Origin of the sequence: Shewanella bicestrii, assembly GCF_002216875.1 — a bacterium.
Taxonomy (GTDB): Bacteria; Pseudomonadota; Gammaproteobacteria; order Enterobacterales; family Shewanellaceae; genus Shewanella; species Shewanella seohaensis.
The window spans coordinates 2,468,279-2,481,873 of record NZ_CP022358.1; the positions used below are offsets into that span (position 1 = coordinate 2,468,279).

Here is a 13,595-nt window from a genome sequence, read left to right on the forward strand (position 1 = left end):
ATGCTTTCATATTAACTTTAAGCTTTATGCAACCAATAAAAAACGAATGCCTAGGCATTCGTTTTTTTTCTCACTTTACGCTGTTAAAACTGACTTTAAACGACACGTATCAATCAGCAAGTTAGGTAAACTTCATTACTTGGCTTAGCTATGCTTTGCCGCAAATTCGTTCATAAAGCTCACCAGCGCGGCGACACCTTCAAGTGGCATCGCATTGTAAAGGCTGGCACGCATGCCACCAACGATTCGGTGCCCTTTTAAGGCCACTAGGCCCGCCGCTTCGGCCTCTTTTAAGAAGGCGCCATCAAGGGATTCATCCGCCAGTTGGAAAGTCACGTTCATTTGTGAGCGGTTTGCCGCGACGACACCATTTTTATAGAAAGGATTGGCATCGATACAGGCATACAGCATTTGCGCTTTTTGCTGATTGATTTTCGCGATACTGGTCACACCACCTAAGGATTTGAGCCAAGCAAACACTTCAGCTGCTAAGTACCAAGCAAAGGTTGGCGGCGTGTTGAACATAGAGTCATGCTCAACGGCTAAACGGTAATCCATGATGGATGATTGGGTTAAACTCGGCAGTTTCAACATATCATCACGCACGATCACAATAGATAAGCCCGAAGGACCAATGTTCTTTTGCGCACCAGCATAGATTAAGCCGTAACGACTGACATCGATTTCGCGAGACATAATGGTAGATGATAAGTCGGCGACAATCGGCCATGGACTGTCTAACTCATCAAAAATTTCGATACCATCAACTGTCTCATTTGGGCAATAGTGCACATAACGGTAATCGGCATCAATCTTATGCAGATCAGGTAGCACTACTGCATTGAGTCCATTATGTTTTTCAACAATGTTAAGGCTATCAATTTGTGTGTTGCCCGCCAGCTTTTGTGCTTCGGCTAATGCTGCAGAAGACCATTGACCACTGACTAAATACAGGGCACGGCCTTGGTTGCCTAAAAAATTATTCACAACGGCAGAGAACTGACCGCGACCACCGCCGTGCATAAACAACACATGATAGTTCTGTGGAATATGCATCAGCTCGCGTAAATCCGCCTCAGCTTGCTTGGTCAGCGCGATAAATTCCTTACCTCTGTGGCTGACTTCCATCACGGAGACACCTAGCCCATTCCAATCGAGTAATTCCTGTTGTGCTTTTTTCATTACCGCTGCGGGTAACATCGCAGGACCTGCACAGAAATTATAAATCGCGCTCACTGCCACTCTCCTTATTTACAAACCATGATATTAGAATTCATAAAATAAAACGTTGCCATGAAAAAAACGAGCGTCCAATTGGACGCTCGTTTTCATACTCTCGAATTAGTCTTCGTCTTGCTCGTCGTCAAGCTCTTCGTCTTCGTCTAATTCTTCTTCCAGTTCATCCTCTAAAGGCTCTTCTTGAACAGAGTCACCTTCAGTGACAACTGGGACGATTGGCATACCGTTTTCATCCAGCTCGACTTCATCTTCGTCGCCTTGGATCTCATCAATACGCTGCAGACCAACCACTTTCTCGTCACTTGCGGTACGGATAATGGTCACACCTTGGGTGTTACGGCCGATGATAGACACACCGTTCGCTGGCGTACGCACTAAGGTACCTTTGTCGCTGATGAGCATGATTTCGTCATTGCCGCCAACTTGTACCGCGCCAACCACTGCACCGTTACGCTCGCTCACCTTGATCGATACCACACCTTTGGTCGCGCGGCTCTTCGATGGGTATTCGGACAGTTCAGTACGTTTACCGTAACCGTTTTCGGTCACGGTTAAGATAGCGCCATCGCCCTTAGGTACGATGAGAGACACTACTCTTTGACCTTCTTCGAGCTTGATACCGCGAACACCTGTCGCGCCGCGGCCCATTGGACGCACGCCCTTGAAGTTGATTTGAGGGTTGCCTTCTTCGTCCAGCACTGCGTTGCCGTTTTCATCGAGTACGGCGACTTCTTCGCCTTCTTTAAAGCGAACCACTTTACCTTCGTTCGAGAACAACATGATCTCATCATCACCATTAGTGATATCGACACCGATCAGTTGGTCACCATCTTTCAGGTTCACGGCGATAATGCCGTTAGCACGTGGGTTGCTGTAAGCCGTCAGCGCAGTTTTCTTCACGGTACCGTTAGAAGTCGCCATGATGATGTACTTATCTTCTGCGTATTCACGCACCGGCAGAATCGCCGTAATGCGTTCGCCATCGGACAGCGGCAGTAAGTTAACAATCGGACGCCCGCGCGATGTGCGGCTTGCCAGCGGTAATTGATAGACCTTGAGCCAGTACATCTTACCGAAATCAGAGAAGCACAGAATCGTATCGTGAGTGTTGGCAACCAGTAGTTTTTCAACGAAATCTTCGTCTTTCACTTTAGTCGCGGCTTTACCCTTACCACCACGGCGCTGGGCTTGGTAATCGCTCAGCGGTTGGTACTTGGCGTAACCTAAGTGTGACAGGGTCACAACCACGTCTTCTTCGTTGATTAAGTCTTCAAGACTCATATCAATTTCATTAGCGTTGATGACAGTGCGGCGTGCATCACCGTATTCAGCCAGAATTTCTTCTAGCTCTTCTTTGATCACTTCCATCAAACGCTCAGGGCTGCGCAGAATAAACAGCAGACCCGCGATGAACTCGAGCAGCTCTTCGTATTCGGCGATGATCTTATCGTGCTCAAGACCAGTTAAACGGTGTAAACGCAGCTCAAGGATCGCCTGAGCCTGTTGCTCGGTCAGGTAATATAAGCCATCACGGATACCGAATTCTGGCTCTAACCATTCAGGACGCGCCGCATCGTCACCCGCTTTTTCAAGCATGCCCTGTACATGGCCAAGTGCCCAGCCCTGCTCAACCAGTTTGACTTTCGCATCAGCTGGGGTAGGAGATGCTTTGATCAGCGCAATAATCGGATCGATATTGGCGAGTGCGACCGCTAATGCCTCAAGAATATGGGCACGTTCGCGCGCTTTACGCAGTTCGAATACGGTACGGCGAGTCACCACTTCACGGCGGTGCAGGATAAAGCATTCGAGCATTTCTTTTAAGTTGAACAACTTAGGCTGACCATTGGTCAATGCCACCATGTTGATACCAAAAGAACATTGCATTTGTGTCTGGGCATAGAGGTTATTCAAAACAACTTCACCCACTTCACCGCGTTTGATTTCAATAACGATACGCATACCGTCTTTGTCAGACTCGTCGCGCAGGCCGCTAATGCCTTCAATCTTCTTATCTTTGACTAACTCAGCGATTTTCTCGATGAGTTTCGCCTTGTTCACCTGATAAGGAATTTCGGTGACGATAATGCGTTCACGGCCGTTATCTTCGGTTTCGACTTCAGCCAGTGCGCGCATGACGGCGCGGCCGCGGCCCGTCTTATACGCATCGATAATGCCTTTACGGCCGTTGATAATCGCAGCCGTTGGGAAGTCTGGGCCAGGAATATGTTCCATCAACTGTTCGATAGACAGCGCAGGATCGGCGATCAGCGCTAAACAGCCTTTGACCACTTCGGTTAAGTTGTGAGGCGGAATGTTTGTCGCCATACCGACCGCAATACCCGATGAACCGTTGATTAACAGGTTAGGGACACGTGTCGGTAATACAGCGGGAATTTGTTCTGTGCCATCGTAGTTGGGCACATAGTCAACGGTTTCTTTTTCAAGATCGGCGAGGAGCTGGTGCGCTAACTTATCCATACGGATTTCGGTATAACGCATTGCCGCTGCGGAGTCACCGTCAACCGAACCGAAGTTTCCTTGACCGTCGACTAAGGTATAACGCAGAGAGAAAGGCTGAGCCATACGTACGATAGTATCGTAAACCGCCAAATCACCATGGGGGTGATATTTACCGATCACGTCACCAACCACACGGGCAGACTTTTTGTACGGCTTGTTCCAATCGTTCTTCAATTCACTCATGGCAAACAGCACGCGGCGATGCACAGGCTTAAGGCCATCACGCACGTCTGGTAATGCACGTCCCACGATGACGCTCATGGCGTAATCAAGGTACGAATTCTTTAGTTCGTCTTCGATATTAATTGGCGAAATAGATGATGCCAGATCAGTCATAAACTGCTCGTTCCCCTGAAAATTAGCCGACAACGTATAATCCGTATCATTGAGCGGCCCAAAAACGTGATTTGGCATTCTAACACAGTTATTTAATGTCGCCAGACCTATCCTACGTGAATTGCGAAGGATGTGGCTTAATAGATGAAAACACTGTCAATTTGCCCTTTTAAACCCGATAAAATCCGTTGTTAATGGCGAAATTGAGGCCAAGACTTGATTAATCTCTGAGCAGAAAAACCGCTCTGCTTCACAAAGTGTTTAAGAATTAATGATAATTGCTGAAATTTCACTCAACCACAAAGACTTAGGATTAGCCAATACTGTGTTTATCCCCCATTGTCGTTATAATAGCCGCACAATGACAGCCGTAATAGGTAATAGCATGCAACAGAATACCAACGTAGACCCGCAGGAAATCGCAAAGTTTGAACGTATGGCCGAAACCTGGTGGGATCTCAACGGCGAGTTTAAGCCGCTGCATCTATTAAATCCCCTGCGCCTTAACTATATCGATCAAACCGCGGGCGGGATTTTTGGTAAGAAAGTGCTCGACGTCGGCTGCGGCGGCGGCATTTTATCCGAAAGCATGGCGCGCATCGGCGCGATCGTTGACGGCCTCGATATGGGGGAAGAACCATTAGAAGTCGCGCGTTTACATGCACTGGAAACGGGTGTGAGCATCAATTACGTCAAAAACACCGCCGAAGCGCATCGGGAAGAACACCGCGAATACTACGATGTGGTGACCTGTATGGAGATGCTCGAGCATGTGCCTGATCCACAATCGGTGATTCAAGCCTGCTGCGATATGGTTAAACCCGGCGGTTTTGTATTTTTCTCCACGATTAATCGCAATATGAAATCTTTTGTCGAAACCATCATTGGCGCTGAATATCTACTGAAGATGCTGCCCATTGGTACTCATGATCATAATAAGTTTATTAAACCTTCTGAATTGATTGCCTTAGTCGATAACACCGATCTTATCTGTAAAGATGCACTTGGGATCACCTATAACCCACTGACGGGGATCTTTAAGTACACCCCAAAGGTCGATGTTAACTATATGATCGCGACGCAAAAGGTAGATTAAGATGAGTTTAGCTGAGGTTAAAGGGGTCTTATTCGACCTTGACGGTACCCTTGCCGATACCGCACCGGATCTGGTTCAGGCCCTTAACCTCAGTTTGTCGGATGTCGGTATCGCGGCAAAACCCATCGCAGACATGCGTAGCGCCGCCTCCCATGGCAGCTTTGCCTTAGTCGATGCGGCGATTCCAGGCGCGGATAACGCACTGCGCACTCAAGTACAGCAAGGACTCCTCGCCCATTATCAAAGGATCAATGGCGACCATTGCCAGTTGTTTGATGGTATCGCCCCCCTACTCGACTGGCTCGAGTTGTGCCGCGTGCCATTTGGGGTGATCACGAACAAACCCGCTCGCTTTACACGACCTCTATTACATAAGCTTAAGCTCAGCTCGCGTATGCCGGTGATGATCAGTGGCGATTCGACTCGTTACCCTAAGCCCCATACCGCACCTATGCTATTGGGCGCACAGCAATTGCAATGCCGGCCACAGCAAATTCTCTATTTAGGCGATGCAGAGCGGGATTTACTCGCGGCCCAAGCGGCGGGCATGCTCGGCGGTGTGGCGCTGTGGGGATATTTGGGTGAGGCCGATACGCCCGATGCATGGCCTGCCTATGCGCAGTTTAACTCACCATCGAGTTTGCATTCGGCCTTAAGCCAAGCATTGGCCAAATAGCGGTAACGGATTGACCAAGGTTAACGGCCCAACCGAATCCCATTAACGGCGAAATTATGCGCCCTTCGCTGGTAATGCAATTTAGGTTAAGGGTCAATCCTTGCGATCGCGATCGCTGCTTATTTTAGCGATCGATCACACAGTGAAATTTGCACAAAAAAACGTCATCAATGTCGCACGCTAATCTCAATTTGAGCTTCAGGGTTAGTCATCACTAACGCTTTTCTTTATCCTCAAGATATCCACAAGATACCCCCTGAATTGAGACTTGCAAATAGCGTCAAACCTCACTATCTTGTATCTCAGATTATTTAAAACACCATATCTTGTGTATAGGTAGCAATCAGACACACTAGAAGTTCCCCGTTAAATCGACTATCTCCTGCATAGTCAGCAGTATTAAGGGTTTTCAGGTTGATTGTTTTACAAGGAAACGTACGGTGACTTAGTTCACCTGAACAGATATCAGAACCAAGGCCTCTCTTCAATGAATAGCAATATGACAGTCACAAAACGCTGTGGTGCACGTGAGACAATCGATCTCGACAAAATACACCGCGTAATTACTTGGGCAGCCAAGGGATTAAAAAACGTTTCTGTTTCTGAAGTTGAACTTCGCACGCATTTACAGTTTTTCGACGGGATCCCAACCGAAGCTATCCACGAAACGATCATCAAATCTGCGGCGGATTTAATTTCCCCAGAATCACCGGATTATCAGTTTCTGGCTGCGCGCTTAGCCGTATTCCATTTACGTAAGAAGGCCTTTGGTCAGTTCGAACCGCCAAAGTTATACGACCATGTGACTAAACTGGTCGAGCTTGGCAAGTATGATATGCATATTCTGCAGGATTACACCCGCGAAGAACTCGATATCATGGATACCTATATCGACCATTGGCGCGATATGAACTTCTCCTACGCGGCGGTAAAACAGCTCGAAGGTAAGTATCTGGTACAAAACCGTGTGACCCACGAGATCTACGAGAGCGCCCAGTTCCTCTATATTCTGGTGGCGGCCTGCTTATTTGCCCGTTATCCAAAAGAAACGCGCCTGCAATACGTTAAAGATTTTTACGACGCGGTATCGACCTTTAAGATTTCTCTGCCCACGCCAATCATGGCGGGTGTACGTACGCCAACGCGTCAATTCAGTTCTTGTGTACTGATTGAGTGTGGCGACAGCTTAGATTCTATCAACGCGACCGCCTCTTCTATCGTTAAGTATGTCAGCCAACGCGCGGGTATTGGTATCAACGCTGGTCGTATCCGTGCATTAGGTAGCCCAATCCGCGGCGGCGAAGCCTTCCACACCGGTTGCTTACCTTTCTACAAGTATTTCCAAACGGCGGTGAAGTCTTGCTCGCAAGGCGGCGTTCGTGGTGGTGCTGCGACCCTCTTCTACCCGATTTGGCACTTAGAAGTAGAATCTCTGCTGGTACTGAAAAACAACCGCGGTGTCGAAGATAACCGTATTCGCCACTTAGACTACGGCGTGCAGCTCAACAAGCTGATGTATCAACGTCTGATCAAAGGCGAAAACATCAGCCTGTTCAGCCCATCGGACGTGCCAGGTCTTTACGATGCCTTCTTCGAAGATCAAGACGAATTCGAACGTCTGTACCTGCAATATGAGCAAGACAGCAGCATTCGTAAGAAGACATTGAAAGCGGTCGAACTGTTCTCATTGATGATGCAAGAGCGTGCTTCAACGGGCCGTATCTACATCCAAAACGTCGACCACTGTAACACCCACAGTCCGTTCGACTCGAAAGTCGCTCCGATCAGACAATCTAACCTTTGTCTTGAAATCGCGCTGCCGACCAAGCCGTTGAACAACATTGACGATCCAAACGGTGAAATCGCGCTGTGTACACTGTCAGCATTAAACTTAGGTGCGATCAAAAACTTAGCCGAGCTTGAGCCATTAGCCGATTTAGCGGTACGTGCACTGGATAACCTACTGGATTACCAAGATTATCCAATCAAAGCGGCTGAAATTTCATCGATGAACCGTCGTACCTTAGGTATTGGAGTTATCAACTTCGCTAACTACTTAGCGAAGAATGGCATGAAGTACTCCGATGGTAGCGCGAACAACCTGACTCACAAGACCTTTGAAGCAATTCAGTTCTATCTGCTCAAGGCGTCAATGAATCTGGCAAAAGAGCAAGGTGCGTGCCCATTATTTAATGAGACCACTTACGCCCAAGGTATTTTACCAATCGATACCTACAAACGTGATTTAGATAAGATTTGCAGCGAGCCATTGCATTTAGACTGGGAAACACTGCGCCAAGACATTAAACAGCACGGTTTACGTAACTCGACCTTGTCTGCGCTGATGCCGTCTGAGACTTCATCACAGATCTCAAACGCGACTAACGGTATCGAACCTCCACGCGGTTTGATCAGTGTGAAAGCCAGTAAAGATGGCCAGTTAAAGCAAGTGGTGCCTGATTTTGATGAGCTGAAATACAACTACGAACTGCTATGGCAAATGCCAAGCAACGAAGGTTACTTACAGCTCGTGGGTATCATGCAAAAATTCGTTGACCAAGCAATTTCGGCCAACACTAACTATGACCCAACGCGTTTCGAAGGCCGTAAGGTTCCGATGCAGACTCTGCTGAAAGACTTACTCAATGCCTATAAGTTAGGTGTAAAAACGCTGTACTACCATAACACTCGCGATGGTGCATCGGATCAACACGATGACATTACCAACATAGAGAAAGAAGATGACGGCTGTGCTGGCGGCGCCTGCAAAATCTAATCTTCAATGTTAACGGTTGCGGGATCCCTTTGGGATCCCGACTTATTGGAATACTCGTACCATGACCTACTCTACTTTTTGCCAAACACCCAACGATGCCACCCGTGAACCTATGTTCTTCGGACAATCGGTTAACGTCGCTCGTTATGACCAACAAAAATATGAAGTGTTTGAAAAACTGATTGAAAAGCAGTTGTCTTTCTTCTGGCGCCCAGAAGAAGTTGACGTTAGCCGCGATAAAATCGACTACAACTCACTGCCAGATCATGAAAAGCATATTTTTATTTCGAACCTGAAATACCAAACGCTGCTCGACTCTATCCAAGGCCGCTCGCCTAACGTGGCATTTCTGCCCTTAGTGTCGCTGCCCGAATTAGAAACTTGGATTGAGACTTGGTCTTTCTCCGAGACCATCCACTCGCGCTCATACACTCACATTATTCGCAATATCGTAAACGATCCTTCAGTGATTTTTGACGATATCGTGGTGAATCAAGAGATCCTGCGCCGCGCGACTGACATTGCCGAATACTACGACCACTTAATCAAGCTGACCCAGGTTTACCACCTGTTAGGCGAAGGCACCCATGTGATCGATGGCGAACCGATTGAAGTCAACACTCGCACGCTAAAGAAAGCGTTGTACCTGTGCATGATGTCAGTTAACGCCCTCGAAGCGATTCGCTTCTACGTCAGTTTTGCCTGCTCATTCGCATTTGCTGAGCGTAAGCTCATGGAAGGTAACGCGAAAATTATTCGTCTTATCGCCCGTGACGAAGCCCTGCACTTAAACAGCACCCAGCATATCTTAACCATTATGCAGGGCGGCAAGGATGATCCTGAGATGGCCGAAATTGCTGCGGAATGCCAACAGGAAGCCTATAACCTGTTCCTCAAGGCCGCCGAGCAAGAAAAAGAATGGGCAAAATACCTGTTCAAAGACGGCTCAATGATAGGTCTCAACGAGCAGATCCTCTGTCAATACGTTGAGTACATCACTAACCAACGGATGAAGTCAGTTAACCTGCCACTGCCTTATGCCGAGCAGTCTAACCCTCTGCCTTGGATGAAGAACTGGTTAGAGAGTGACGCCGTACAAGTAGCACCACAGGAAGTCGAAGTGTCATCTTATCTTGTCGGTCAAATCGATTCGGCCGTCGACAGTGATGAATTCCTCGATTTCGATCTCTAACGGGATTTGATTGCTTATGGCTAAATCGAACCTGCTGTTAAACAACCCCTTTGCGAAGGCGCCCATTGTGCGCCTTCAAGGGCAACCTGTGCTGCTATTTACCGAGCAGCGCAATTCGTTGTTGCAAGCACTCGAAGCCAAAAAAGTGACCATATTCTCTGAGTGCCGCAGTGGTTTTTGCGGCGCTTGCAAGACCCGTATCATTAGCGGCAGTGTCAGCTATTTAACCGAGCCTTTGGCCGAGCTTAATGCCGACGAATGTCTGCCCTGCTGCTGTATTCCTAGCGAAGATTTAGAACTCGATTTATCCCCCGAAGGTGCTGACGTGGTGACCTATCCTTGCGGTAACACTCGCGCACAAACCCCATCGACGCGTAAAATCGCCAATCTCAAAGCTGTGCCACAGCAAGAAATGGTCGAAGACTAGCAGAGTCGTCTGCAGCGGATTCGTATTGACGAATATATTCCCTGCATAACACCCACTGATTTGCAAAAGACAACATCATTACGGATTCCCAAACGCTTTACCATTCGTCCTTGTTAGCTTGCCAAAAGATCATTATGTTATTGCTTTCCACTTACTTTTACTTTGTATTAGGTGGACCAGTTTATGCCAAGGAGAGCTATGGATAAGTTAATCGCAATCAGTTTGCTGCTTGTGTCAATAAGTGCATTTTCGAGTGAAGATAACCTCGTTGCCGAGATGAAAGACATGGATAGTAAGGTATTTGATTCATTTAATCGTTGTGCCGATGAGCAACAACTCAAGCTGCACGAAAGTTACTTTACAGAGAAGGTCGAGTTTTACCATGACAACGGTGGTGTCACTTGGGACCGCCAGTCGATGATCAACAACACTAAAAACTATGCCTGTGGTAAATACACCCGCTCACTGGTTGAAGAGAGCTTTCAAGCCTATCCCATCAAGGACTTTGGCGCGATAACTGAGGGCGTACATAAATTTTGCAGCTTAGAAACAGGCAGTTGTGACGGTAAAGCCAAATTTCTAATGGTCTGGCAACACGCCAATGGCCAGTGGCAAGTCACGCGGGTGGTAAGTTATGGGCATTTACCCAACTAAGCAGATAGCCCACTCATATAGATAAGCGTTTATCTTCATATCAATGTCTCGTCCTAAGATAGGTTGACAGTTTTTAGGCCAGCTCCAGTAGCTGGTCTTTTCTATTGTGCACCTGATTAGGGGAGTCCATATTCAAACTCAGATGCGGTCTCATATTGTTGTATATTGCTATCGATTCTCTAACAAGTATCTTCAGCTCCGCAAATGTCCTACATCGGTGCAGTAAAAACTCCTGCTTCAGTATGCCATTTACTCTTTCTGCTAATGCATTTTGGTAGCAATCATAACCATCCGTCATTGACGGCTGGATTTGGCTCGCCTGAAGCGCATTCTGATAAACGGCTGAGCAGTACTGTAAGCCTCTGTCTGAGTGATGCACCGCGTTGCCGATATAGCGCTTATCTTTGATGGCCATTTTTAACGCTTTCACCACACTCTCGGCTTTCATGTCTTTACTCACGTGATGACCGACTATTTTACGAGAACTGGCATCGGTGATCAGTGACAGGTAGTGCACACCTTGGTCTGACTCAAGATAGGTGATATCGCTGACCAGTACATGCCCTGCATCGTGCAGTCCCTCCTCTTTCAGCAGATTAGGATGCTTCTTCATCCAGTGTTTGCTGAACGTGGTTTTTGTGTAGCTTTTCTTCGGTTTAACCAGTAAACCTTCACTTCTCAAATAGGTAAAGAACCCATCTCGCCCGAGTTTAATATCGTGCTCAACCAGCTTGGATTTTATCAACGTGTAGAGCTTACGGGCCCCTAACCTTGGCATATATTTACGCCAGTACTGGACCCAGTCTTTGATAACCGATAGCTCAGCTCTACGACTTTCCATTCGAGCAACTGCCTGATAAATACCTTGCCTCGACATACCCGCAGCACGACATGCGGCAGCGAGGTTTATTTCTCCGTTGCCTTTTGCTTGCCAGACGTACCGGATAAGTACTTTTTTCTGAGGCCTGCTCCATATTCATTGTCCATGATATCAACCATGCCATTGAGGATTTGGTTACGCAGTTTCTCTTCTGCTAACTCACGTTCAAGGCGCTTGATCGTTTCGGCAGGTGTTTCTTTTGACTTAGTCATAAGGGGATGCTGAAAAGGTTTCGACCAATCAAGTCTACCATGTTTTCTAAGCCAGACGAGTACCGTTGAACGGCCTTGAATACCAAAATGGGCTTGGGCTTGTTTGTACGTCATTTCGCCTTTTTCAACACGCTCTACAACGCCTAATTTAAAGGCTAAGGTGTAATCTCGTTGTGTGCGCTTACGGCTTGAGTTAATTAATGTTGTCATAAAGAAATCCTCTTTATGTCAACGTATTTCAGGACGGGACACAATCAACAAAAAAGCCTGAGTCTGACTCAGGCTTTTTTGTTGGTAATGACCCGTCCTAAATAGCGTTGACACTTTTCAAACTCATTTTGGAGAGTGTAATGACTTCAACAATTAAACGAACTCAACGCGATTATTCCCTCGCTTTTAAATTGGCGGTTGTCGACCAAGTGGAAAAAGGCGAGCTGACCTATAAGCAGGCGCAAGACAAGTACGGTATTCAAGGTTGCTCCACCGTGTTAGTGTGGTTACGCAAGCATGGCAAACTGGATTGGTCCCTAGGGACGCCGCCAACATCAATGCGAGGACAGTTGATGACTGAACCCACCACGCTCACCCCCGAGCAAAAGATAAAAGCCCTCGAAGCCGAACTGGAAGATACCCGCATGAAAGCGGCGTTCTTCGAAGCCATTGTCGAAAAACTCAGAACTGACTACGGGATATCCGTCGTAAAAAAGCCACCCGCGAAACGCTCCAAGAAAAAACGGCCATAGGTTATGGCGTCACCCAATGCTGTCGTTACCTTGGCATCAGTCGCCAGGCGTATTATCAACAATGCCAGCGGCAAACAGAATGGGAGCAAAGGGAGCAACAGGTGGTGCAAATGGTACAATATGAACGGCTACTTCAACCGCGAGTCGGTACGCGTAAACTGCAGTATTTACTCAACAAAATGCATCAAATAGTGATAGGACGAGACCGGTTATTTCGCTGTCTTAGGGCGCATCGTTTGTTGGTCACGCCTAAGCGGGCGTACCATAAAACGACCCATAGCCATCATCGATTTAGGTGTCATCCCAACTTGCTTAAGCCCAGCGAGCAGCAAGTAGACATCAGCCGCTCAGAGCAAGTCTGGGTGGCGGATATTACCTATCTGCCACTGCAAGATAATGAAGCCTATTTAAGCTTGGTGACCGATGCCTGGTCACGAAAAATCGTGGGCTATCATGTTGATGATAATCTTAAAACAGACGGGGTGCTAACGGCCTACAAACGGGCGCTGAAGCAGCGACAAGATAAAAGTAAACCGCTGATACACCACTCAGACCGAGGGATACAGTACTGCTCAAACGCGTATCAAGCGGTTCACGCACAACATGGCGTGACATGCTCAATGACAGACGGATATGACTGCTATCAAAATGCCTTAGCAGAGCGAGTGAATGGCATCTTGAAGCAGGAGTTTTTAACACATAAGCCCGCAACGCTGGAGGAGGCGCGACAAATGGTGACAGAAGCGGTAGCCATCTATAATCAACGGCGGCCACATTTGGCCTTAAAATACAAAACGCCCGATGAGGTTCATCGAGCGTTTTAGGTGGAAATAAGTGTCAA

General features: G+C 47.5%; 10 protein-coding genes. 7 read left to right on the forward strand and 3 right to left on the reverse strand.

Features of this window, described 5'->3' with window-relative positions; all coding sequences use genetic code 11:
- Positions 1–144: 144 nt before the first annotated feature.
- Together serC and gyrA are read right to left on the reverse strand one after the other, a co-directional pair.
- Positions 145–1,236 (reverse strand): 3-phosphoserine/phosphohydroxythreonine transaminase, encoded by a 1,092-nt coding sequence (gene serC, locus CF168_RS10825; RefSeq protein ID WP_089067837.1) that lies wholly within the window; start codon positions 1,234–1,236, stop codon positions 145–147.
- A 105-nt stretch (positions 1,237–1,341) separates the two neighbouring features.
- Positions 1,342–4,098, reverse strand: a complete 2,757-nt coding sequence (gene gyrA / locus CF168_RS10830; protein ID WP_089068953.1) for a DNA gyrase subunit A — start codon at positions 4,096–4,098, stop codon at positions 1,342–1,344.
- A 385-nt stretch (positions 4,099–4,483) separates the two neighbouring features.
- Here gyrA and ubiG point away from each other — a divergent pair, with 385 nt between their 5' ends.
- The 6 genes from ubiG to CF168_RS10860 all read left to right on the forward strand — a co-directional run bounded on the left by ubiG (position 4,484) and on the right by CF168_RS10860 (position 10,919).
- On the forward strand, positions 4,484–5,194 hold the full coding sequence (gene ubiG, locus CF168_RS10835; protein ID WP_089068954.1) for a bifunctional 2-polyprenyl-6-hydroxyphenol methylase/3-demethylubiquinol 3-O-methyltransferase UbiG: 711 nt from the start codon (positions 4,484–4,486) through the stop codon (positions 5,192–5,194).
- 1 nt (position 5,195) lies between these two features.
- A complete protein-coding gene (locus CF168_RS10840; RefSeq protein ID WP_089067838.1) occupies positions 5,196–5,870 on the forward strand; it encodes an HAD family hydrolase in 675 nt (224 codons plus the stop codon).
- A gap of 487 nt (positions 5,871–6,357) precedes the next feature.
- Positions 6,358–8,646: a class 1a ribonucleoside-diphosphate reductase subunit alpha gene (gene nrdA / locus CF168_RS10845; protein WP_011622687.1), complete on the forward strand. Its 2,289-nt coding sequence runs from the start codon at positions 6,358–6,360 to the stop codon at positions 8,644–8,646.
- Positions 8,647–8,707: 61 nt separating this feature from the next.
- Positions 8,708–9,838, forward strand: coding sequence for a class Ia ribonucleoside-diphosphate reductase subunit beta (gene nrdB / locus CF168_RS10850; RefSeq protein ID WP_088211170.1), 1,131 nt, complete (start codon positions 8,708–8,710; stop codon positions 9,836–9,838).
- A 16-nt stretch (positions 9,839–9,854) separates the two neighbouring features.
- Positions 9,855–10,265 carry a class I ribonucleotide reductase maintenance protein YfaE gene (gene yfaE, locus CF168_RS10855; protein ID WP_089067839.1) on the forward strand — a complete coding sequence of 137 codons (411 nt, stop codon included), beginning with the start codon at positions 9,855–9,857 and terminating at the stop codon, positions 10,263–10,265.
- Between the two features lie 198 nt (positions 10,266–10,463).
- Positions 10,464–10,919: a nuclear transport factor 2 family protein gene (locus CF168_RS10860; RefSeq protein ID WP_240520018.1), complete on the forward strand. Its 456-nt coding sequence runs from the start codon at positions 10,464–10,466 to the stop codon at positions 10,917–10,919.
- A 73-nt stretch (positions 10,920–10,992) separates the two neighbouring features.
- On the opposite strand, the gene CF168_RS10865 is transcribed toward CF168_RS10860, so the two are convergent.
- Positions 10,993–12,221 (reverse strand): IS3 family transposase gene (locus CF168_RS10865; protein ID WP_089067141.1). Its coding sequence is split into 2 segments (ribosomal slippage): positions 10,993–11,870 and positions 11,870–12,221, totalling 1,230 coding nucleotides; the frame shifts between segments, so codons are not numbered across the junction.
- A 140-nt stretch (positions 12,222–12,361) separates the two neighbouring features.
- On the opposite strand from CF168_RS10865, the gene CF168_RS10870 reads away from it, so the two are divergent.
- Positions 12,362–13,578, forward strand: a protein-coding gene (locus CF168_RS10870) for an IS3 family transposase (protein ID WP_089067288.1) whose coding sequence is annotated in 2 segments (ribosomal slippage) — positions 12,362–12,710 and positions 12,710–13,578 — 1,218 coding nt in all. Because the reading frame shifts where the segments join, the coding sequence is not laid out codon by codon here.
- Positions 13,579–13,595 lie beyond the last annotated feature (17 nt).

Bases quoted from the DNA above. Each gene is read 5' to 3' on its own strand.
- gyrA (WP_089068953.1), bottom strand. From the start codon at position 4,098: ATGACTGATCTGGCATCATCTATTTCGCCAATTAATATCGAAGACGAA.
- ubiG (WP_089068954.1), top strand. From the start codon at position 4,484: ATGCAACAGAATACCAACGTAGACCCGCAGGAAATCGCAAAGTTTGAA.
- CF168_RS10840 (WP_089067838.1), top strand. From the start codon at position 5,196: ATGAGTTTAGCTGAGGTTAAAGGGGTCTTATTCGACCTTGACGGTACC.
- nrdA (WP_011622687.1), top strand. From the start codon at position 6,358: ATGAATAGCAATATGACAGTCACAAAACGCTGTGGTGCACGTGAGACA.
- nrdB (WP_088211170.1), top strand. From the start codon at position 8,708: ATGACCTACTCTACTTTTTGCCAAACACCCAACGATGCCACCCGTGAA.
- yfaE (WP_089067839.1), top strand. From the start codon at position 9,855: ATGGCTAAATCGAACCTGCTGTTAAACAACCCCTTTGCGAAGGCGCCC.
- CF168_RS10860 (WP_240520018.1), top strand. From the start codon at position 10,464: ATGGATAAGTTAATCGCAATCAGTTTGCTGCTTGTGTCAATAAGTGCA.